Raw genomic sequence first — 20,940 nt, forward strand, 5'->3', positions numbered from 1 at the left:
TTGCCGGTTACACCTTGCCGCGCCTGTTACCACGCGCCTTCAATTGGCCGAGATGTTCTTGCTCCGGATCACTGCGCCCCAGCGCTCGTATTCCTTGCGCGCATAGTCCGCGAAGGCCTGCGGCGTGCTGCCGGTAGGCTCCATGCCCTGCAGCTTCAGTTGCTCGGCCACTTCTGGCGAGCGCAGGGCCTGGGCGATGGCCTGGCTGAGTTTCTCGACCACCGGAGCCGGCGTGCCGGCAGGCGCGACCACGCCCTGCCAGGCGGCGGCCTCGAACGCCGGGCCGCCCGCCTCGGCGAAGGTCGGCACCTGCGGCAATTGCCCGGAACGCTGCGCGGCCGGCACCGCGATGGCACGCAGCTTGCCTGCCTGGATCAGCGGACGCGCGGCGGCCAGATCAGCCATCATCATCGGCACCACGCCAGACGCCACATCCTGCAAGGCGGGCGGCGTGCCCTTGTAGGGTATGGCCGTGGCCCGGCCCTGGATGGTATCCAGGAACAGTTCCATGGCCAGGTGATGCGGGCTGCCCACGCCCAGGGACGCATAGCTGCCCGGCGTGTCTCGCTTGAGGTACGCCGTCACGTCCGCCAGCGTGTGCATCGAGGAATCGGGCGACACCACCAGCACGATGGGCAGCGCCACCAGCGTGGAGACGGGCGTCAGATCCTTCGCCGGATCGTAAGGCAGCTTCTGGTACAGCCAGGGATTCAGCGCCAGCGTGCTCATCCCGGCCGTCAGCAAGGTGTAGCCATCGGGCGCGGCGCGCGCGGTCTCCTGCGCGGCGACGATGGTGGCGGCGCCCGGACGGTTTTCCACCACCACCGGCTGCCCCAACGCGTCGCCCACGTGCTTGGCAACGACGCGAGTGGCGATATCGCTGCCGCCGCCTGCGCTGAACGGCACCAGCCAGCGGATCGGATGATCAGGAAACTCCGCCGCCGCAGCCATGCCCGGAGCGACCGCCACCCCGACCAGCGCCGTCGCCAGCAAGGCGCCCTGCAAAATGCCTTTGAACATGTCGCGCTCTCCTCGCCTGCCTATTTATTTAACATATTAATGATTAATTATCGGACCCGGAACGTCGGCGCACATCACCGGAAAAACCCGGAGTTTCGCCAGGCACGCAAGACTCAGGTACGGGCCGCAGCCAGCCAGCGCAAGCCGGCCGAGGTGCCGGCGGCCGGACGGTATTCGCAGCCGATCCAGCCGCTGTACTGCAGTTCGCGCAGCACGCTGAAGACCCAGCCGTAATCCAGTTCGCCCCGGTCGGGTTCCTGGCGCAGCGGCACGCCGGCGATCTGCAGATGGCCGACCCGCCCCGTGGGCAGGTATTCGCGCAGCTTCATGGTGACGTCGCCTTCGACGATCTGGCAGTGGTAGAGATCCATCTGCACTTTCAGATTGGACGCATTGACCGCCTGCACCACGGCATGCGCCTCATCCTGGCGGTTCAGGAAGTAGCCGGGTATGTCGCGGGTGTTGATGGGTTCGATCAGCACGGTAACGCCGGCCGAGCGCGCCTGGCGCGCAGCCCAGTCCAGGTTCTCGCGATAGCAGTCCAGCATGGCCTCGCGCGAGGTGTCAGGCGCAACCAAGCCCGCCATCACATGGAGGTTCGGGCAGGCCAACGCCGTGGCGTAGGACAGCGCCTGTTCAATCCCCGCCTGAAATTCCGACTGTCGCCCCGGCTGCGCGGCCAGGCCGCGATCGCCGCGGGCAGCAACGCCAGGCGGCGCATTGAAGAGCACCTGCGTCACGCCGGCCGCATCCATGCGCTCGCGCACGAAGGCGGCCGGGGCCTCGTAGGGAAACATGCATTCCACGCCGGCGTATCCGTCCGCCGCGGCGGCCGCATAGCGGTCCAGGAACGCGTGTTCCGTGTACATCATCGAAAGATTGGCGGCGAACTTCAACATGGCGGGCTCCGGACCGGGCGGCATGGCTGGAAATTAGCACATGCGCCCGCCCCGCCATCGCCGCTGCCGCGGCGCGCACCCGATCAGACGCCGAAGTCGGGCGCCGGATGCAAAGTCAGGCGCGGGCCAGCCTTGAGCAACTGGCTCGGGACATCGTGCCCCACCAGCGCGGGCAAGGTCGCCGATGCGCCGAGTATGGCGTCCAGGTCCACGCCAGTGTCGTAGCCCATCAGTTCCAGCATGTGCACCAGTTCTTCCGTGCAGACATTGCCGCTGGCGCCCGGCGCGTACGGGCAGCCACCCAGACCGCCCAACGAGGCGTCGAAGCGGTCGATGCCCGCCTCGATGGCCGTCAGGGTATTGGCCAGCGCCATGCCGCGCGTATTGTGGAAATGCATGGTAGCGGTCAGTCCGGGAAACAGCTTGCGGACCTCGCGGCCGATCTTGCCGACCTGCGTGGGATAGGCCATGCCGGTGGTGTCGCACAGCGTCACACCGTCCACCCCCAGCGCCGCGAAGCGCCCCACCAGTTCGAAGACGTCGAAGGCATTGATGTCGCCTTCCATCGGGCAGCCGAACACGGTGGACAGCGACACGTTGATGGCAACACGGCTGCCGCGCACCGCGTTGACCACGTCGCTCAACTGCTCGAACGACTGCTCCCGCGTCATGCGCAGATTGGCGCGGTTGTGGGTCTCGCTGACGGACATCACCAGGTTGACCTCATCCACCTGACACTCCAGCGCCCGCTGCGCGCCGCGCACATTGGGCACCAGCACCGTGTAGACGACGTCCGGATTGCGCTCGATCTCGTGCATCACGATCTCGGCGTCGCGCAAGGCCGGAATCGCCTTGGGCGAGGTGAAGGACGTCGCCTCGATCTTGGCGAAGCCGCTGGCCGATAGCCGGTTGATGAAGGCGATCTTGTCCTGCGTTTCAATGAACTGCTTTTCGTTTTGGAAGCCGTCGCGCGGCGCGACCTCCTGGATGTACAGCCGCGGGCGGCTGGCGTTGGTGCCGGGGTTGTTCACATTCATGGCCGCACTCCTCAGATGATGCCGCGCGCGCGCCAGTCCTGGCGCTGCGCCTCGACTATGCCCAGGCCGGCCAGCACTTCGTCGGTGTCCTGCCCCAAGGCGGGCGCCGGACTGCGCACCTCGCCGGGGGTTTCCGACAGCTTGGGCACGATGCCCGGCACCTGCACCGGCGTGCCGTCCGGCAGCGCGCCGTCCAGGATCATGCCGCGGGCCCGGTAGTGCGGGTCGGCCGCGATGTCGGCCACGTCATAGATCTTGCCGGCGGGAATCTGTCCATCGTTCAAGCGCTCCAGCACCAAGTCCAGCGGATGCTGGCCGGTCCATTGCGAAATCGCGTCGTCCAGCATGACCACGTGCTTCACGCGCCCGGCGTTGTTCGCCAGTTCCGACGCCTCGGCCAGGTCGGGCCGGCCGATCACGCCCATCAGGCGCTTGAAGATGCTGTCGCCATTGCCGGCGATCAACACGTACTTGTTGTCCTGGCAACGGTAGGCGTTGCTGGGCGCGATGCCCGGCAGGCTGCTGCCCGCTGGCTGGCGGATCTCGCCGAACACCGAGTATTCGGGCAGCAGGCTTTCCATCATGTTGAAGACCGACTCGTACAACGCCACATCGATCATCTGGCCCGTGCCGTTCTGGTCGCGCGCACGCAGCGCCAGCAGGATGCCGATGACGCCGTGCAGCGCCGACAGCGAATCGCCGATCGACACGCCCACGCGCACCGGGGTGCGGTCCGGCTCGCCGCTCAGATGCCGCAGGCCGCCCATGGCCTCGCCGATGGCGCCAAAGCCCGGCAAGTCGCGGTAGGGGCCCGTCTGGCCGTAACCCGACACGCGCAGCATCACCAGACGCGGATTGATGGCACGCAGTTCTTCCCAGCCCAGGCCCCAGCCCTCCATGGTGCCGGGCTTGAAGTTCTCGACCACCACGTCGATGTCCTTGACCAGGGTCCGTATCAGATCCTGCGCCTCGGGCTTGCGCAGGTCCAGGCTGACCGACTTCTTGTTGCGCGACTGCACCTGCCACCAGACGGAGGTGCCGTCATGGATCAGGCGCCAGTTGCGCAGCGGATCGCCCTTGCCGGGCGGTTCGATCTTGATGACCTCGGCGCCGAATTCGCCCAGCATCTTGGCGGCGAACGGTCCGGCGATCAGTTGGCCCAACTCCAGCACTCGGATGCCGCTCAATGGTTTGGATGACATGATTGCCTCGTCAGCTCTTGTGTTTTCCCAGATAGGCCTCGCGCACGCGCTCGCTGGCCAACAACTCCTGGCCCGTGCCCTCCATCACGATGGAGCCCACTTCCAGGACATATGCGCGGTCGGAGATCGCCAGCGCCTGATTGGCCATCTGCTCGACCAGCAGAATCGTCATGCCGCGCTCTTTCAGCGACTTGATGATCTTGAAGATCTCGGCCACGATCAGCGGCGCCAGCCCCAGCGACGGTTCGTCCAGCATCAGGATGCGCGGCTTGCTCATCAGGGCGCGGCAGATGGCCAGCATCTGCTGTTCCCCGCCCGACAGGGTTCCTGCGTACTGCGCGCGGCGCTCTTTCAGGCGCGGGAACATCGCATAGCAGTGTTCGATCTCCGCGGCCAGCTCGGCGGGCGATTCCTTGCGCAGGAACGCGCCCAGCATCAGGTTGTCGTGGACCGTCTGGTCGGGGAACACCTGGCGTCCTTCCGGCACGTGCGCGATGCCCAGCCCCACGCGCTTGTGCGCGCTGATTCCGCCCAGGTCCTGACCGGCGAAAGCAATGTCGCCGGTAGATTTTTCGATGCCCGACAGCGCGCGCATCATGGTGCTCTTGCCCGCGCCGTTGCCGCCGATGATGGTCACGATCTCGTTCGTGTCCACGTGCAGCGACACCTGCTTCAGGGCATTGACGGCGCCATAGCTGACCGCCAGATTCTTGATGTCCAGTAAACGGCTCATTGCTGTCTCCTATGCCGGCGCGCCCAGGTAGGCTTCGATGACCTTCGGATTCTCCTGGATGTGGTTCGGCAGGCCGGAGGCGATCTTCACGCCGTAGTCCAGCACGACGATATGATCGGAAATGGCCATGACCAGGTCCATGTGGTGCTCGATCAGCAGAATGGTCAGGCCCATGTTCTTCAGCTTCACGATCAGGTCCGTGAGCTGGTCGGTTTCCGCGGGGTTAAGGCCGGCGGCGGGCTCGTCCAACAGCAGCAGGTCCGGCATGGCCGCCACCGCACGAGCGATTTCCAGGCGGCGCTGCAGACCATAGGGCAGGCTGTTGGCGGCATCGTCCGCGTAGCGGTCCAGTTCGAAGAACTTGAGGATGGCGTAGGCCTGGCGGCGGATGCGCCGCTCTTCGGCCAGGCTGCCCGGCAGACCCAGCAGATTGGAGAAGAAGCTCGACTTCTGCACCCGGTAGAAGCCCACCATCACGTTCTCCAGAGCGCTCAGCCCGTCGAACAGCTTCAGGTTCTGGAACGTACGGCCGATACCCGAGGCAGCGATCTCGTTGGGCGACAAGCCCACCATCTGCCGGTTCTTGAAGCGGATGCTGCCGGCATCCGGCACCACCAGGCCCGACAACAGGTTCAGGGTGGTGGTCTTCCCGGCGCCATTAGGGCCGATCAGCGACACCACGGAACCCTGTTGCAGCGTGAACGACACCTTGTTGGTCGGCACCACGCCGCCGAAGGCCTTGTACAGATCCTTCACTTCCAGGAAGCCGGACGCCGCGCCGCCGCGATTGGCCGGTGGAGCCGGCGTCCAGTCGGCAGCGCCTGCGTCGGCGGCCAGCGCCTCGCGTTGGCCGCGCTTGGGCAGCACCTTGGCCAACAGGCCCGCCAGTCCTTCCGGCATGGCGTACAGCGCGAACAGCAGGATCAGGCCGTAGGCGAAATGCTGCACTTCCGGCCAGCGCGCCAGCATGGCGTCGATCACCGTCAGCACCACCGCGCCCAGGAACGAGCCTGCCGGCGTGCGGCCGCCGAACAGCACCAGCACCAGGAAGAACACCGACAGGTTGAAGTTGACGAAATCCGAGTTGATGTACTGGTTCTGCTGCGCCACCAGGCCGCCCGCGATGCCGCAGGTGATGGCGCTGATGGCGAAGGCCAGGATCTTGAAGCGGTAGACGCTGATGCCCACGCTCTCGGCCGCAATCTCTGACGTGCGCACGGCGGCGAAGCCGCGGCCGAAACGGCCGTTCAACAACAGCGAGGTCATGGCGTGCAGCGCCAGGCCCAACACCACGACCACCACCACCCACTGGCGGCTGTCCAGCGTGGCGCCGCCGAAGGTCAGGCCGGTAATGCCATAGAAGCCTTCCTGGCCCTTGAATACGTCGGTCCATTCCGACACGATCTTTTCGATCAACAGGCCGAAGGCGATGGTCACCATCGCCAGGCTTGGCCCCTTGACCTTCAGCGCCGGAATCGCAATCACCACGCCGAACACCGCGGACACGACCGCGGCGCAGGCCAGCGCGAGCCAGGGATCGACCTGGTAGTTCACCGTCAGGAGCGCCACTGTGTAGGCGCCCACGCCGAACAGGCCGGCGTGGCCCAGCGACTTCTGGCCGGTCTGGCCGACCAGAATATTGAAGCCCGTGGCAGCGATGTAATAGACCCCGATGTTGAACAGGATCAGCAGATAGAAGTCATTCAAGCCCGAATAGGCGTAGCCGATGGCAAGCGCCGCGATGACCAGGGGAATGAGAATTTTGGAGAGCTTCATACTTTCTCCGCATGCACGCGGCCCAGAATGCCGGCCGGGCGGAAATACAGCACCACGATGATCAGCGCGAACACCGCGATCTCGCGCAGGTTCGAATACCAGAGACCGATCAGCGATTCCAGCAGCCCGATCAGGAAGCCGCCGAAAATGCAGCCCCGCGGATTCTCCAACCCGCCCAGGATCGCGGCCGAAAAGGCCTTGAGCGACAACAGCGTGCCCACGAACACCGAGGCGGTCGCGATCGGCGCAACCATCACGCCCGCGATCGCGGCCAGCGCCGAACTGATCGCGAACACGGCGATCGCCACCGCGTTGGCATTGATGCCCATCAGGCTGGCGGCGGTCTTGCTGAACGCCACCGCGCGCACCGCCTTGCCCATCTTGGTCTTGTGCAAAGCCCAGTCAAACACGATCATCAGCACCAGCGTGGTGCCGAACACCAGGATTTCCTGCGGCCGCACGCCGGTACCCAGGACCGTAATGATGCCCTCGCCCAATGGCGAAGCCACCGCGATGGGCGCCGGGCCCCAGACCAGCAGCGCCAGGTTCTGGATGATGATGCCGAAGCCTATGGTGCTCATCACCCAGGACAGGCCCGCCTCGCCCACGAAGTGGCGGATGGCGGTGATGTAGAGCACGTAGCCCAGCAGGCTCAGTACCAGCATGGCGGCCAGCAGGGCGAACAGGAACGTGCCCCAGGTCACGTCCTCCGGATTCGGAAACCCGATCAGCTTGCCCTGGCTGACCAGCAGGATGGCGCTGATGCCGATCAGTCCCGCCAACGCCAGGAATGCGCCCTGTCCGAAGTTGAAGGTCTTGGTCGTGGTGTACGTGATGCTGAACCCGAACGCGACCAGGGCGTAGACGCTGCCCATGGCCAGCCCGCTCAAGATGGCTTGTAGTATTTGCATGCTGGATGCCCCCCTATTGACGACTCCCCGGCGCGCCTCGGCGCACCGGGGAGAGATCTTTCTCTTTGCCTTGCCTTCTTACAGCTTCAGGTCTTCCGGCTTGATCGCGCGGGTGTACTCATCGTCGACCGTGACCACCTTGCCGTCGATCCAGCGCACCAGGCGGAAATCCTTCACCGACAGCGCTTCGTGGTTCTCCGCGGTGAACGGCTTCTCGTAGGTCTTGATGACACCCTTGGCCTGAGCCAGGTTCTGCAGCGCGGCCTGCACGGCCTCGCCTTCGGTCGACTTGGCTTGTTCCATCGCGGCGGCGATGAGCTTGACCGAGTCATATGCCTGCGCGGCCATGACGTAGGTCGGCACGCGGCCATCGCGCTTCATCAGCGTGTCGTATAGCGCCTTGGACTCGGGCGAGGAGTCTTCGGTGATCGACGCCGTGAAGATCATCTTGCTGGCCAGCTCCGGGCCGGCAATACGCAGGAACGGCGAGCTCAGGTTGGCCCAGGAGGCCAGCGTGGTCGGGAAGTAGCTGATCTTTTCCAGGCTGCGCATGACGTGCGCATTGGAGTCCGCCAGCGCGTAGACGATCAGCGTGTCGGCGCCCGAACTCTTGATCTTGTTCAGCTGCGACGACATGTCCGTGTCCTTGGGACCGAACTTCTCGTTGGCCACGGGCGTGATCTTGTGCAGGGCCAGGATCTCGACCGCATCCTTGGCGCCTTGCTGGCCGTAGCCGGTGGTGTCGGCAATGATGGCGACCTTGCCGTTCTTGCTGGCGCGGGCGGCATAGGCCGCCAGCAGCGCAATCTGGTCGCGGTCGCGCATGGAGACGCGGAACACGTAGTTCGGCGGCGACTTCGCGTAGCGGCCGGTGATGTCGGTGGCAGTGGCCACCGGCGAGATCGTCGGGATCTTCTTCTGCTGCACCAGGTGCAGCCAGGCCAGCATGTTGCCGGAGTTGACGCCGCCCAGCATGGCGTTGACCTTGACGTTGTCGACCAGCTCGTTGGTGTTCTGGATGGCCTTGGGAGGCGCGCCCACATCGTCGCGTTCGACGATGACGACCTTCTTGCCCAGCACGCCGCCGGCCGCGTTCAACTCATCGGCCGCCTGACGCGCGCCGGCCAGCGCGGAAATGCCGAAGTCCGCCGAACCGGTGGCCGACATGTCGCTGTTGAAGCCGATCTTGATGTCGTCGGCCAGCGCGGCGCCGCTGGCGCCCGCAAGCGCCGCCGCCAGCAGCAGGGACTTCATCGTCTTGGGAAAATGCTTGAAGTACATCTTGTCTCCTTCTGGATCACTCTGGTGACCGCTGATTGGCAATTCAGGATTGTTTGATGAGATCGGCGGCCTTGTTGCCGATCATCATGGTGGCCGCGCAGATGTTGGCCGACGGCATGACCGGCATCACCGAAGAATCGATGACGCGCAGATTGGCGATGCCGTGCACCCGCAGCTGGGGGTCGACCACCGCATACTTGTCATCAGCCTGGCCCATGCGGGCCGTGCCGTTGACGTGATAGGACGACACGCCATAGCGGCGCGCGAAGTCCAGCAATTCGGAATCGGATTCGCACAGCGGGCCGGGCAGGACTTCGCTGTCGAAGTACGGCGACAGGGCCTGCGAACGCAGCAATTGGCGCGCCAGCCGGATGCCGCGCACCAGCGTCATCTGGTCGCGCTCGTTCTCCAGGTAATTGGCGAGGATCACGGGATCCTGCAGCGGATCCGCCGAGCGGATGCGCACCTGCCCGCGGCTCTCGGGCCGGTGCTGCCAGACGCCCGCGGTCATGCCGGGGAAATCGTCCAGCATGCCCACATAGCCTTCCTTGTAGCTGGCGGGCGTGAACACGCCTTGCAGGTCGGGCAGTGCCAGGTCCGGCGTGGACTTCCAGAAATAATGCAGCAGCGACGGGCTCAGCGCCATGATGCTGGGACGCTTCATCATCCAGCGACTGATCTGGCCGGCCAGGCTCAGACCCTTGACCAGCTGGTTCATCGTCTGGCTGTTCTTCACGCGCGCCACGACCCGGACCGAGTAGTGGTCACTCAGGTTCTCGCCCACGCCCGGCAGGTCGCGGACCACGTCGATGTTGTGCTGGCGCAGCAATTCCGCCGGACCCAGGCCCGACAGCTGCAGCAGCTTGGGCGTGTTGATCGCGCCGCAGGATACGATCACCTCGCGGCGCGCGCGCACCGCGCGGACCTGTGAGGGATGAGCCGGATGGCAATAGGCCACGCCAGCGGCCTTGCCGCCGTCGAACAGGATGCGCGTCGCCTGCGCATGGGTGCGCACTTCCAGGTTCTTGCGACCCATGGCCGGCTTGAGGAAGCACTTGGCCGTGCTCATGCGCCAGCCACGGTCGATTGTGCGCTGGAAGTAGCCCACGCCGGCCTGATCCGCGCCGTTGTAATCGGGATTGCGCGGAATGCCCTGCTCCACGGCGCCGGCGATGAAGGCCTCGCACAGCGGATGGATCCAGTCTATGTCCGTGACCGGCAGCTCGCCCTTGCGGCCGCGGTAGCGGTCGTCGCCGCCCACGCGCCGCTCCATGGACTTGAAGTACGGCAGCACCTCGTCGTAGGACCAGCCGGTGTTGCCAAGCGCGGCCCAATGATCGAAGTCGGCCGCCTGGCCGCGGTTGTAGACCAGGCCGTTGATGGAGGTCGAACCACCCAGGGTGCGGCCCTGCGGAATCGGCACGCGCCGGCCATTGGTCTGCGCCGTACCCTCGCTGGAAAACTGCCAGGCGTACTTCTTGTTGAATACCGCCTTGATGAAACCAGCAGGAATGTGCAGATAAGGGCTGCGATCCGGCGGGCCGGCCTCCAGCACGCAGACCGTGGAGCCGTCCGCGCTCAGGCGGTTGGCCAGGATGGAACCGGCCGCGCCGGATCCCACGATCACGTAATCGAATTGGTCCGCGTCGCGGAGAGAAGGCTGTGCTTGGCTCATGTCTGGATCCGCGTACGTCAGGGAATCGCGTTGAACGACTTGCCGGCAAGGCAGACGTACTTGATTTCCAGGAACTCCTCGATGCCGTACTTGGAGCCCTCGCGGCCCACGCCCGACTCCTTGATGCCGCCGAAAGGCCCGACCTCGTTGGATACGGCGCCGGTATTCACGCCGACAATGCCGTACTCCAGCCCTTCCATCATGCGCCAGACCCGTTCCAGGTTGGCGGTGTAGAAATACGCCGCCAGACCCGAGGCGCTGTCGTTGGCGCGCGCCAGCACCGCGGCTTCGGATTCGAAGGTGCTGATCCCCACCACCGGGCCGAAGATCTCCTCGTGCGCCAGTTCCATGGCGTCGGTGATGCCGGCAATCAGGGTCGGTTCATACAGCAAGGTTCCCGGCTCGCGCAGCTTGCCGCCCGCCAGGAGGCGCGCGCCGCGCGCGGTGGCGTCGTCCACCAGGCGCGCCACCTTGTCCACGGCGCGCTGGTCGATCAGCGGTCCTTGGGTGACGCCCTCTTCCAGCCCGCTGCCCACCTTCATGCGGCGCATGTCCGCCAGCAGCTTGTCATTGAAGGCGTCGGCGACGCTGGCATGGACGTAGACGCGGTTGGCGCACACGCAGGTCTGGCCGGCGTTGCGGAACTTGGACAGCACCAGGCCTTGCACCGCTTCGTCCAGATCGGCGTCCTCGAACACGATGAAGGGCGCGTTGCCGCCGAGTTCCAACGACAGCTTCTTGATGTTGGAAGCGCTTTGCTGCATCAGCAGGCGACCGGTCTGGGTTGACCCGGTGAAGGTCAGCTTGCGCACCGCCGGGTTCCGCGTCAATTCCGTGCCGATGGGCGCGGGGTCGCCGATGACCACGTTGAGAACGCCGGGCGGTATGCCGGCCTGCTCGCCCAGCCAGGCCAGCGCCAGCGCGGTAAACGGCGTCAGCTCGGACGGTTTGAGCACCACCGTGCAGCCGGCGGCCAGCGCCGGGCTGACCTTGCGCGTGACCAGGGCCGAAGGAAAGTTCCAGGCGATGATGGCGGCGCAAACGCCCACGGGCTGGCGGATGGCCAGCATGCGCTGGTCGCCGCGGGTGTGGGGCAGCACGTCGCCATAGACGCGCTTGGCCTCTTCGGCGAACCATTCGACGAAGGACAGCGCGTAGTTGAGTTCGCCGCGGGCCTCGGCCAGCGGCTTGCCCTGTTCCAGGGTCAGCAGCAGCGCCAGGTCGTCGGCGTGCGCCTCGATCAGCGCATGCCACTTGCGCAGGATGGCGCCACGCTCTTTGCCCGTCTTGGCCCGCCAGGCCGGCAGCGCGTCATCGGCTGCCGCGATGGCGCGGGCGGTCTCGGCCTGACCCAGGTTGGGTACCGTGCCCAGCACGCTAGCATCGAAAGGATTGCGCACCGTGATGGTGGCGCCATTGTCGGCGTCGCACCAGGTGCCGCCGATGTAGGCCTGCTGCCGCAGCAGCTGGCTATTCTGCAGATTCATTTGTCTCGCACTCCATCCATCATGCTCCGCACGGTCCACGCTGGGGGTCGGACGGAATTTTTTGGGGAGGATAGCCCCGGCGCCCGCCTGTGCAACAGCAGTCATTAGCGATGCCGCCATCGTCATCCGCGATGACAAACCCGTGCATGGCTACAATGAGCCATCTCGTCCGCTTTCCCGTCCGTCCCGCCATGCGCCTCGATCCCACCTCCCTCAAGCTATTCATCAGCGTGGTCGAGCAAGGCACCATCGCCGCGGCGGCCGAACACGAGCACATCGCCGCGGCGGCCATCAGCAAGCGGATCAGCGAACTGGAAGAGAACCTCAAGATCCGGCTGCTCATCCGCACCAACAAGGGCATCCGCCCCACGCCGGCCGGCATCGCGCTGTCCACCATGGCGCGGCGCGCCTTGCACGAACTCGATGAAATCTCGGTGCACATGCGCGATTACTCGCGCGGCCTGCGCGGCTTCATCCGGGTGCACGCCAATATTTCCGCGATAACCCAGTTCTTGCCCCAGGACATCAAGCTCTTCCTGAACGACTACCCCAACGTGCAGGTCGATCTGGAAGAGAAAATCACCTCGACCATCATCAAATCGGTCGCCGAGAACGCGGCTGACGTGGGGATTTTCTCGGGTACCGCGCCGGATCACGACGTGGAGATCCGCCCCTACCGCGAAGACACCCTGGCCCTGGTGGTGCCGGCCGATCATCCCCTGCAGGACAGGCCGGGCTTCCGCTTCGCCGAGGCCCTCGAATACGACTTCGTGGGATTGCACCGCGGCAGCGCCATCAATCGCATCCTGTCCAACGCGGCCAGCGACGAAAAGCGCAACATCCAGCTCAAGGTGCAGGTCACCGGCTTCGATGCGCTGTGTTTCATGGTGAACTCGGGGCTGGGCATAGGCGTGCTGCCGCTGGACATCGCACGCCGCTACTCGGTCATGTTCGACATCCGCATCATTCCGCTGACCGAAGCCTGGGCGCGGCGCCAGATCCAGATCTGCGTGCGCTCCTTCGACGCCCTGCCCACAGCCGCCAAGCTCTTCGTCAACCACCTGAGCAAGCGCGAGTCCTGAGTTGACGTCTGAGGGCCACGCCCGGGCATCGATTCCCGGGCGCAAAAAAAACGGAGACGGAATGACCGTCTCCGCCACTGTCACGTGTATTCCAGCCTCAGTACGTCATGCGCACGCCGAGCAGCACACTGCGTCCGGGTAGCGGCGCCACCGTCGAAATGAAGGACGCGTGGTTGTAGGCCAGCTTGTTCAGCAGGTTGGTGCCGCGCAGATAAACCTCATAACCCGTAGCGCCGTACTGGCCGCGATAGGCCACTACCGCATTGACCATGTTGTAGCCGGGTGTGCTCTCCTCGTAGGCGGCGATGTCCTTCTGCGCGAACACGCGCGCGTATTCGACACCGCCCGACCACTGCTGCCACTTCATGTTGGCGCGCACGCCGGCGCGCGCCGCCGGGATGCGCGGCAGGTTTCCATCGCCGCCGGTCAGCTTGCCGCGCACGTAGTCGCCGAACACGGCGGCCGAGAAAACCGGAGTGAACTGGTGGCGCAGTTCGCCTTCCACACCCGTGAACTCCGCATCGCGCTGGGTGTACTCGATCAGGCGGAAGTCCTCGTAGCGGTCCAGCGTGTTGGCGTAGATGTAGTTCTTCACGCGGTTGTGGAACACGCTGGCTGAGAACGTCGTGTCCCCGGCATGCTTACGCAAGGTCAGGTCGATGTTGTGCGATGTCTCGCGGCCCAGATCCGCATTGCCCAGTTCATAGGTGTTGGTGGCCAGGTGCACACCGTCCGCGTACAGTTCCTGCGCGGTAGGCAGGCGCTGCGAACGTGACAGGGACAGGGCCACGGAATACTGCGGCGCGAAGTCCCAGATGGCGGCGGCCGACAAGGAAGTGCCGGACAGACTGCTGCGCGCAGCCCCGCCCGTCGGCGAGATGCGTTGCCAGTCCTGTCGCGCGCCCAGTTCGAAGCGCCAGTCGTTCAGTTGGTACTCCTCCAGCACGAACAAGCCGTATGAGCGCGTCTTGCTGCGCGGCAGGAAAGCCTCTTCGCCATCGGCGCGGAAATCACTGTAGGCGTTCTGCACGCCCACCACACCGCGCCAACCGGCGATGGGCTTGTGCTGCATTTCCACGCGCAGGTCGTAACCCTTGTTCTTGAAGCGCGTACCGACTTCGCCGCCTTCGATCTCGTCGTGCTGGTAGTCGGTCAAGCCGCCGCGCACGCGGATCTTCTCGAAGCCCGCGAACGGATCCTGGTACTCGGCGCGCAGGTCGAGGCGGTTGCTGCGCAGCTTCACGTAGGGCACGCCGCCATGCTCGTGCTCATGGTCGTGATCGTGACCCTCTTCGCCGTGACCATGGTCATGGCCGCCGCAATGCAGATGGGTGCCGTGCGGGTGGCAGCCTTCGTATTCGTGATTGTGTCCCGGCAGGCCGTACTTGCTTTCCAGATGCGTGAACGCCAGGCCGACGTAGCCGCGTGGCGTGATCCAGGACATGCCCACCGTACCCTGCGTCGACTCGCTGTACGAGCCTTCCAGCTTGCCGCCAGGCCAGTCGGGCACGTCATAGTCGCTGGTGCGGCGCTTCAAACCTTCCACGCGCACTGCGAACTGACCTTCACCGGCAGTGATGCCCACCGCCCCCGCGCGTTCCTTGGTGCCGGTGGCGCCGCGCAATTCGGCTTCGGCCTCGATGCCTTTTTCCGGCACTGCCGTCGGGATCTTCTTGTCCACCACATTGACCACGCCACCGATGGCGCCGCCGCCATACAGCAGTGTGGCGGGGCCGCGCAGCACTTCGATGCGCTCTGCCAGCAACGGCTCCACCGTCACCGCATGGTCGGGAGAAATGCTGGACGCGTCCATCACTTCGGAACCGTCGGACAGCACCTTCACGCGCGGCGCCGTCTGTCCGCGAATCACGGGGCGGCTGGCGCCACCGCCGAAGGTGTCGCTATTGACCCCCGGCAGGTTCTTCAACGTGTCGCCCAGGGTGCCGTTGCGCTGTTCGATCAGTTCGTCGCCTTCCAGCACCGAGGCAGGCAGCGTGGTGCTGTTCAGGTCCAGGCCCAGCGGATTGGCGGATACCGTGATCGGCGCCAGGGTCTTGGCGGCTACGCGTTCCGCCGCGGCCTCTTCTGCTTGCGCCGCGGGCGCGGCCAGCATCAGCGCGCAGACCAAGGGTTTCAGCGCGCCCCGGCGGCCCGCCCGCACGGCGATCCGGCCACCGCGCTCCCTTTGCCGCCCCAGTTTCTTGCCATTCATCATCGCCCTCTTTTAAATGTTATAACGTACCAACTAATTGGCGAATGATATAACATTTCGAAAATGACGCAAGGCTGTGAGCTCAATGAAAGCCAGGTCGAGCCCTCATGGCCCTGCCCTGCTTGGGCGCGCGTATCATACGGCGATGGCGTTCCCTCGACTCCCGACTCATCCCACGCTGACCGACACGGTCGCCAAGCGCCTGCTCGCCGAGATCGACGAAGGCCGCGTGCCGCCCGGCGAAAAACTGCCCACCGAAAGCGCGCTGGCGGAACAGTTCGGTGTCAGCCGCACGGTCATCCGCGAAGCGGTGTCACGCCTGCGGCAGGATGGCATCGTGGAGGCGCGGCAAGGTAGCGGCGTGTACGTCACCGGCCACGCCGGCAACCGCGCCCTGCGCATCGACGCCGCCGATCTTTCCTCGCTGGACGCGGTGCTGCATATCGTGGACCTGCGCCGCGCGCTGGAAACCGAGATCGCCGCGCAAGCCGCGGCAGTGCGCAAGAAGCAGGACATGGCCGAGATCGACGCCGCCCTGGCCGCCATTGCGCGGGCCGTTGAAAACGGCGGCGACGGCGTGCAGGAAGACGTGGCCTTCCACCGCAGCATCGCCCGCGCCACCGGCAACCCCTATTTCCTGACGACCCTGGCTTTCGTCAGTCAGTTCCTGGAAGCGGCCACGCGCGTCACGCGCGCCAACGAAGCCCGCCACGCCAGCTTGATGCGGGCGGTGCTGCAGGAACATGTCGCCATCGTCGAAGCGATACGCAGCAAAGATGTGGCCGGCGCACGCGAGGCCGCCCGCATCCACATGGTGAATGCCGCCAGGCGGCTGAGCCAGGCGCACCGCTGAGCTCGGACAGCCGGCGCGGCAGCGCCGCGCATTGCCGCTCTGGACCGACAGGCACAGGTCGAAGCTACGGCAGCCGCCCTAGCCGAACGCCTTGATGAAGAAGTCCCGCGCGCCGAAGTTTCCCGACTTCAGCGCAATGCTGATGTCGCCTTGCGCCGCGAGCGCATGGCCGCAGCACCAAGGCACGCCTGGATCGATCTGCTCGCCGATGGCAATCTGCTGCAACCCCAGCGCCTGCACCACCGCCCCCGAGGTCTCGCCGCCCGCCACGATCAGCTGGCGCACGCCGCGTTCAACCAGCCCGGTCGCGATACGCGCGATGGCATCCTCGATCATGGCGCCCGCGCGCGCGGCGCCCAGGTCGCCCTGCGCCTGCCGGACCTGCTCGGGCTGCGCGGTGGAGTAGATCAGCACGGGGCCGTCGCGCAGGTGCGCATCGGCCCAGGCCAAAGCCTGCACCACGACGTCGTCGCCCGCCGCCAGCCGCAGCGGATCCAGCGCCAGCGCGGGCCGCCCGCTTTCGATGAACGCGGCCACCTGGCCATTGGTAGCCGCCGAGCAACTGCCCGCCACTACCGCCTGCATGCCCGGCACGCGCGGCTGCCCGGCGTGCGCGGAGGCGGGCGTCAAGCCCCAGTTGCGCGGCAGGCCGATAGCCACTCCCGAGCCCGCCGTCACCAGCGGCATGCCGGCAAGCGCTGGCCCCAGGGCCAGCAGGTCATCATTGGACACGGCATCCACAATGGCGATCTCGATCCCCTGAGTCTTCAACTCCTGGATGCAAGCGCGGATCGCCTCGCTGCCACGCGCAACAACGGCATGGTCGATCAGACCGACACGGCGCGTGGTCTGCGCGGACAACACGCGTACCAGGTTCGGATCAGTCATGGGCGTCAGCGGATGATGCTGCATGCCCGATTCGTTCAGCAGCACGTCGCCCGCAAACAGATAGCCCTTGAACACCGTGCGCTTGTTGTCCGGAAAAGCCGGCGTGGCGATGGTGAAATCCGTACCTAGCCGCTGCATCAGCGCATCCGCGACAGGCCCGATATTGCCTGCGGGCGTGCTGTCGAAGGTGGAGCAATACTTGAAGTAGATCTGTTCCGCGCCCTGCGCCCGCAGCCAGTCCAGCGCCGCCAGCGACTGCGCCACGGCCTCGGCCGCCGGCAAGGTGCGGGTCTTGAGCGCAACCACGACGGCATCGGCGCCGCCGCGCAAGGGTTCGCCCGGTATGCCTATGGTCTGCACGGTGCGCATGCCGGCCCGCACCAGGTTGTTGGCCAGGTCGGTGGCGCCGGTGAAGTCGTCCGCGATGCAGCCCAGCTTGATGCTCATTTGGCCTCCGGCAGGGCAATCCCGGGAAATATCTTGATCACCGCGCTGTCGTCCTCGCGGCCGTGGCCGGCGCTGGATGCCTGCATGAACATCTGGTGCGCCGTGGACGCCAGCGGAAGAGGAAAGCGGGTATGCCTGGCGGTGTCCAGCACCAGCCCCAGATCCTTGACAAAGATATCGACCGCAGACAACGGCGTGTAGTCGCCCGCCAACACATGGGCCATGCGGTTTTCGAACATCCAGCTATTGCCCGCGCTGTGCGTGATCACTTCATACAAGGCATCCGCGTCCACGCCTTCGCGCAGGCCCAATGCCATGGCTTCCGCCGCCGCGGCGATGTGCACGCCAGCCAGCAGCTGATTGATGATCTTGACCTTGCTGCCCGCGCCGGCGCGGTCGCCTAATCGGTAAACCTTGCCCGCCATGGATTCCAGCACCGGGCCGCAGGCGTCATAGGCGGCCGCGCGGCCTGCGGTCATCATGGTCATTTCGCCCGAGGCCGCGCGCGCGGCGCCGCCGGAGATGGGCGCATCCAGATACAGGATGCCCTGCGCTTCGAGCCTCGCCTCCAGCGCGATCGACCAGTTGGGATCCACGGTGGAGCACATCACGAACACCGCCCCCGGCCGCAGCGCGGCGGCAAGACCGTCTTCCCCATACAGCACCGCCTCGGTCTGCTGGGCGTTGACGACCACGCTGATGACGATGTCGCAGGCGGCCGCCATGTCGGCCAGCGTGGCGCAGGCCACGCCGCCTTGCGCCGCGAACGCCGCGCTGGCTTCGGACCGGATGTCGTACACATGCACGTCGTGGCCGGCCCGGCGCAAGCTTTGCGCGATGCCCGCGCCCATGGCGCCCAGGCCGATGACGCCGACGCGGCGGGATGGTGTTTGAGGATTGCTCATATCGTTGGCGGTACCGCTACGGTAGGGATGAATTGCGGCCCGCGCTCAACGCGCCAGGTCGTCGGCCATGTAGGCGCGGATGATGGCCGCGAAATCGGCGTCGCCGCGCAGGCCCAGCTTTTCGGCTCGGGCCGTGTCCCAGCGGCCTGGCCAACTGCCCACGATGCGCTCGACGCGGTCGTCGGGCTGCCAGCCGACGCGGCCGGCAACCTCGTCGCCCGCGACCTCGCGCAGCGCCTGCACCATCTCGGCAGCAGTGACCGACACGCCGGGAAGATTGATGGGCGCGCGGCCCTCGACGGCGGCCGCGTCCAGTTCGCAGCCGGCGATCAGCGCCTGGATCGCACCGCGCGGCGACAGCAGCCACAGGCGCGTGTCAGCGCGCACCGGGCATGCCGCCTCCACGCCATTCAGCGGTTCGCGGATGATGCCGCTGGCGAACGAGGAGGCCGCCGCGTTGGGTCGCCCCGGACGCACGCTGATGGTCGGCAGGCGCAGCACGCGCCCGTCCACGTAGCCGCGCCGCGTGTAGTCCGCCAGCAGCAGTTCGGCGATGGCTTTCTGCGTTCCGTAGGACGATTGGGGATTGAGCGCGGTGTCGTCGCGCACGATGTCGGGCAGCGTACCGCCATACACCGCGACCGAACTGGTGAAGATCACCCGCGGCTGGTGGCCCAGGGCGCGGCAGGTCTCCAGCAGCGCGCGCGACGCGTCCAGGTTGATGCGCATGCCCAGGTCAAAATCCGCCTCGGCCTGGCCGCTGACGATGGCGGCCAGATGGAAGATCACGCGCGTGTCCGTGCCGATCGCTTGCCGCAGCACCGCGGGATCGGCGATGTCGCCGACCTGCGCATGAATGCGCGGATCGTCCGGCCCCGGAGCCTGCACCACGTCCAGCAGACCGATCTGAGTGATGGCTTCGGGCTTGCCCCCAACCAGGGTCAGCGTGCCGCGCTCCAACAGCCTGCGGGCTAGGCGCTGCCCCAGGAAGCCGGCGCCGCCGGTGATGAGTATCTTCATGTCGCGGTATGTCCCGTGTGTGTCAGGTAGGGCCGGGCCCAGCCCAGCCCGGCGGAGGTGCCGGCGCGAGGCCGGTACTCGCAGCCGATCCAGCCCGCGTAGCCCAGCGCATCGATCTGCTCGAACAGATAGGGATAGTTCAGTTCGCCCAGATCCGGCTCATGACGGTCCGGCACTCCCGCGATCTGGATGTGGCCAATGCCGGCCATGTCGCGCTTGAGCTTGACCGCGATATCGCCTTCCACGATCTGGCAGTGGTAGATGTCGAACTGCACCTTCAGGTTGTCCGCGCCAACCTCGGCGCAGATGGCTTGCGCCTCGTCCTGGCGGTTGAGGAAGAAGCCCGGGATATCGCGCGTGTTGATCGGTTCTATCAGCACTGTCACGCCGGCCGCCGCAGCGGCGCGTGCGGCCCACGCCAGATTTTCCTGATAGACCGCGCGATGCGCGGCGCGGTCCTGCCCAGGCTGGATCAGTCCGGCCATCAGATGCAGCTTGCGGTTGCCGAGCGCGGCGGCATATTCCAAGGCCTGCTCGACCCCATGCCGGAATTCGCTTTCGCGGCCGGGCAGCGAGGCCGTGCCGCGCTCGCCTGCGGCCCAATCTCCCGGCGGCGCGTTGAACAGCGCCTGGCTCAACCCCTGTGCCTCCAGCCGCGTTTTGAGTTCGGCTGCCGGATACTCGTAGGGAAACAGGAACTCCACTGCCGCGAACCCGTCCCGCGCGGCCGCCTCGAATCGGTCCAGGAAGGGATGCTCGGTGTACATCATGCTGAGATTGGCGGCCAGGCGCGACATTGCAATTTCCAGGTTCAATAGCGCGCGCCGAACACGGCCCGCAGTTCGTCTATCGCCGCTGTGCTCAATGGCGCGGGCCGGGGATCGCTCATCAGCCAAAGACGGGCGGTTTCTTCCAGTTCTTCCAGCGCATAGGAGGCATGGGCTACAGAGCGCTCCCACACCACCGACCCAAGGCGCTCGAACAGCGCCCCGCGCACGTCGCCCGCCACCGCCGCGACCTCGGCTGCAGCTTGCGGATCGCCCGGGCGGCGATAGGGGATCAGCGGAATCCTGCCGACCTTCATGACCTGATAAGGCGTGATGGGCGGCAGCACTTCATCCGGCCGCCATACGCCCGCCAGCGTCAACGCCACCAGATGCGTGGAATGCGTGTGCACGATGCCGCGCGCGCCGGGACTGGCCTGGTAGATGCCGCGATGCAGTTCCAGCGTCTTGGACGGCTTGCTGCCCGACACATGCCTGCCCGCCGCGTCGACCTTGGACAGTTCGGCGGGGTCCAGTCGTCCGAGGCAGGCGTCGGTCGGCGTGATCAGCCAGCCGTCGTCCAGACGCGCGCTGATATTGCCGGCCGCACCCACGGTATAGCCACGGTCATAGAGGCTGGCGCCGACGGCGCAGATCTCGTCGCGGATGCGGGATTCCTCGGTCATGGCCGCCCACCGTCATGGCGACGGGTGGACTCGCATGGCACGGATGCTGCAGGCATGACGTC

Annotated in this window: 18 protein-coding genes; 2 read left to right on the forward strand and 16 right to left on the reverse strand. The window is 66.0% G+C overall.

The genetic code is table 11. From position 1 onward, the window contains the following. Positions 1-39 precede the first annotated feature (39 nt). The 10 genes from AXYL_RS29610 to AXYL_RS29655 form a co-directional block, all read right to left on the reverse strand. Positions 40-1,020: a Bug family tripartite tricarboxylate transporter substrate binding protein gene (locus tag AXYL_RS29610; RefSeq protein ID WP_013396571.1), complete on the reverse strand. Its 981-nt coding sequence runs from the start codon at positions 1,018-1,020 to the stop codon at positions 40-42. A 113-nt stretch (positions 1,021-1,133) separates the two neighbouring features. Next, complete coding sequence (otnI, locus tag AXYL_RS29615) at positions 1,134-1,919, reverse strand: 2-oxo-tetronate isomerase (protein ID WP_013396572.1); 786 nt, start codon at positions 1,917-1,919, stop codon at positions 1,134-1,136. Positions 1,920-2,002: 83 nt separating this feature from the next. Next, positions 2,003-2,956 carry a hydroxymethylglutaryl-CoA lyase gene (locus AXYL_RS29620; RefSeq protein ID WP_013396573.1) on the reverse strand — a complete coding sequence of 318 codons (954 nt, stop codon included), beginning with the start codon at positions 2,954-2,956 and terminating at the stop codon, positions 2,003-2,005. Positions 2,957-2,967: 11 nt separating this feature from the next. Beyond that, a complete protein-coding gene (locus AXYL_RS29625; protein WP_013396574.1) occupies positions 2,968-4,158 on the reverse strand; it encodes a CaiB/BaiF CoA transferase family protein in 1,191 nt (396 codons plus the stop codon). A 10-nt stretch (positions 4,159-4,168) separates the two neighbouring features. Beyond that, on the reverse strand, positions 4,169-4,891 hold the full coding sequence (locus AXYL_RS29630) for an ABC transporter ATP-binding protein (protein WP_013396575.1): 723 nt from the start codon (positions 4,889-4,891) through the stop codon (positions 4,169-4,171). A gap of 9 nt (positions 4,892-4,900) precedes the next feature. Continuing rightward, positions 4,901-6,667, reverse strand: a complete 1,767-nt coding sequence (locus AXYL_RS29635) for an ABC transporter permease subunit (RefSeq protein ID WP_013396576.1) — start codon at positions 6,665-6,667, stop codon at positions 4,901-4,903. Beyond that, positions 6,664-7,542, reverse strand: a complete 879-nt coding sequence (locus AXYL_RS29640; RefSeq protein ID WP_013396577.1) for a branched-chain amino acid ABC transporter permease — start codon at positions 7,540-7,542, stop codon at positions 6,664-6,666. The genes AXYL_RS29635 and AXYL_RS29640 overlap by 4 nt, the downstream gene beginning before the upstream one ends. Positions 7,543-7,656: 114 nt before the next feature. Beyond that, positions 7,657-8,859, reverse strand: coding sequence for an ABC transporter substrate-binding protein (locus tag AXYL_RS29645; protein ID WP_013396578.1), 1,203 nt, complete (start codon positions 8,857-8,859; stop codon positions 7,657-7,659). A gap of 43 nt (positions 8,860-8,902) precedes the next feature. After that, entirely contained in the window at positions 8,903-10,534 is a 1,632-nt protein-coding gene (locus tag AXYL_RS29650; RefSeq protein ID WP_013396579.1) for a GMC family oxidoreductase, read from the reverse strand. 17 nt (positions 10,535-10,551) lie between these two features. Beyond that, a complete protein-coding gene (locus tag AXYL_RS29655) occupies positions 10,552-12,021 on the reverse strand; it encodes an NAD-dependent succinate-semialdehyde dehydrogenase (protein ID WP_013396580.1) in 1,470 nt (489 codons plus the stop codon). Positions 12,022-12,212: 191 nt separating this feature from the next. On the opposite strand from AXYL_RS29655, the gene AXYL_RS29660 reads away from it, so the two are divergent. After that, positions 12,213-13,103: a LysR substrate-binding domain-containing protein gene (locus AXYL_RS29660; protein WP_041654432.1), complete on the forward strand. Its 891-nt coding sequence runs from the start codon at positions 12,213-12,215 to the stop codon at positions 13,101-13,103. Between the two features lie 97 nt (positions 13,104-13,200). Here AXYL_RS29660 and AXYL_RS29665 read toward each other — a convergent pair whose 3' ends face one another. Continuing rightward, entirely contained in the window at positions 13,201-15,216 is a 2,016-nt protein-coding gene (locus AXYL_RS29665; protein ID WP_237710062.1) for a TonB-dependent receptor domain-containing protein, read from the reverse strand. Positions 15,217-15,460: 244 nt separating this feature from the next. Between AXYL_RS29665 and AXYL_RS29670 the strand changes: the two genes are divergently transcribed. Continuing rightward, on the forward strand, positions 15,461-16,168 hold the full coding sequence (locus tag AXYL_RS29670) for a FadR/GntR family transcriptional regulator (protein WP_013396583.1): 708 nt from the start codon (positions 15,461-15,463) through the stop codon (positions 16,166-16,168). Positions 16,169-16,246: 78 nt separating this feature from the next. Here the strand turns inward: AXYL_RS29670 and otnK are convergent, their stop codons facing one another. Genes otnK through AXYL_RS29695 form a run of 5 tightly spaced genes read right to left on the reverse strand, consistent with a single transcriptional unit; the run spans position 16,247 to position 20,878 of the window. Next, the gene (otnK, locus tag AXYL_RS29675) at positions 16,247-17,503 is read right to left on the reverse strand and encodes a 3-oxo-tetronate kinase (protein WP_013396584.1); all 1,257 of its coding nucleotides are present in this window, start codon (positions 17,501-17,503) and stop codon (positions 16,247-16,249) included. Next, entirely contained in the window at positions 17,500-18,408 is a 909-nt protein-coding gene (ltnD, locus tag AXYL_RS29680) for an L-threonate dehydrogenase (protein ID WP_013396585.1), read from the reverse strand. The genes otnK and ltnD overlap by 4 nt, the downstream gene beginning before the upstream one ends. 45 nt (positions 18,409-18,453) lie before the next feature. Then, entirely contained in the window at positions 18,454-19,428 is a 975-nt protein-coding gene (gene denD / locus AXYL_RS29685) for a D-erythronate dehydrogenase (RefSeq protein WP_013396586.1), read from the reverse strand. After that, entirely contained in the window at positions 19,425-20,225 is an 801-nt protein-coding gene (otnI, locus tag AXYL_RS29690; RefSeq protein ID WP_013396587.1) for a 2-oxo-tetronate isomerase, read from the reverse strand. Before otnI (AXYL_RS29690) ends, denD begins: the two co-directional genes overlap by 4 nt. 14 nt (positions 20,226-20,239) lie before the next feature. After that, positions 20,240-20,878 (reverse strand): aldolase, encoded by a 639-nt coding sequence (locus AXYL_RS29695; protein WP_013396588.1) that lies wholly within the window; start codon positions 20,876-20,878, stop codon positions 20,240-20,242. Positions 20,879-20,940: the final 62 nt, after the last annotated feature.

Origin of the sequence: Achromobacter xylosoxidans A8 (genome assembly GCF_000165835.1) — a bacterium.
Classification (GTDB): domain Bacteria; phylum Pseudomonadota; class Gammaproteobacteria; order Burkholderiales; family Burkholderiaceae_B; genus Achromobacter; species Achromobacter xylosoxidans_B.

What these genes read in the sequence shown, in the direction of transcription:
- AXYL_RS29610 (WP_013396571.1), bottom strand. Translation starts at nt 1,020, where the DNA reads ATGTTCAAAGGCATTTTGCAGGGCGCCTTGCTGGCGACGGCGCTGGTC.
- otnI (WP_013396572.1), bottom strand. Translation starts at nt 1,919, where the DNA reads ATGTTGAAGTTCGCCGCCAATCTTTCGATGATGTACACGGAACACGCG.
- AXYL_RS29620 (WP_013396573.1), bottom strand. Translation starts at nt 2,956, where the DNA reads ATGAATGTGAACAACCCCGGCACCAACGCCAGCCGCCCGCGGCTGTAC.
- AXYL_RS29625 (WP_013396574.1), bottom strand. Translation starts at nt 4,158, where the DNA reads ATGTCATCCAAACCATTGAGCGGCATCCGAGTGCTGGAGTTGGGCCAA.
- AXYL_RS29630 (WP_013396575.1), bottom strand. Translation starts at nt 4,891, where the DNA reads ATGAGCCGTTTACTGGACATCAAGAATCTGGCGGTCAGCTATGGCGCC.
- AXYL_RS29635 (WP_013396576.1), bottom strand. Translation starts at nt 6,667, where the DNA reads ATGAAGCTCTCCAAAATTCTCATTCCCCTGGTCATCGCGGCGCTTGCC.
- AXYL_RS29640 (WP_013396577.1), bottom strand. Translation starts at nt 7,542, where the DNA reads ATGGGCAGCGTCTACGCCCTGGTCGCGTTCGGGTTCAGCATCACGTAC.
- AXYL_RS29645 (WP_013396578.1), bottom strand. Translation starts at nt 8,859, where the DNA reads ATGTACTTCAAGCATTTTCCCAAGACGATGAAGTCCCTGCTGCTGGCG.
- AXYL_RS29650 (WP_013396579.1), bottom strand. Translation starts at nt 10,534, where the DNA reads ATGAGCCAAGCACAGCCTTCTCTCCGCGACGCGGACCAATTCGATTAC.
- AXYL_RS29655 (WP_013396580.1), bottom strand. Translation starts at nt 12,021, where the DNA reads ATGAATCTGCAGAATAGCCAGCTGCTGCGGCAGCAGGCCTACATCGGC.
- AXYL_RS29660 (WP_041654432.1), top strand. Translation starts at nt 12,213, where the DNA reads ATGCGCCTCGATCCCACCTCCCTCAAGCTATTCATCAGCGTGGTCGAG.
- AXYL_RS29665 (WP_237710062.1), bottom strand. Translation starts at nt 15,216, where the DNA reads ATGCTGGCCGCGCCCGCGGCGCAAGCAGAAGAGGCCGCGGCGGAACGC.
- AXYL_RS29670 (WP_013396583.1), top strand. Translation starts at nt 15,461, where the DNA reads ATGGCGTTCCCTCGACTCCCGACTCATCCCACGCTGACCGACACGGTC.
- otnK (WP_013396584.1), bottom strand. Translation starts at nt 17,503, where the DNA reads ATGAGCATCAAGCTGGGCTGCATCGCGGACGACTTCACCGGCGCCACC.
- ltnD (WP_013396585.1), bottom strand. Translation starts at nt 18,408, where the DNA reads ATGAGCAATCCTCAAACACCATCCCGCCGCGTCGGCGTCATCGGCCTG.
- denD (WP_013396586.1), bottom strand. Translation starts at nt 19,428, where the DNA reads ATGAAGATACTCATCACCGGCGGCGCCGGCTTCCTGGGGCAGCGCCTA.
- otnI (WP_013396587.1), bottom strand. Translation starts at nt 20,225, where the DNA reads ATGTCGCGCCTGGCCGCCAATCTCAGCATGATGTACACCGAGCATCCC.
- AXYL_RS29695 (WP_013396588.1), bottom strand. Translation starts at nt 20,878, where the DNA reads ATGACCGAGGAATCCCGCATCCGCGACGAGATCTGCGCCGTCGGCGCC.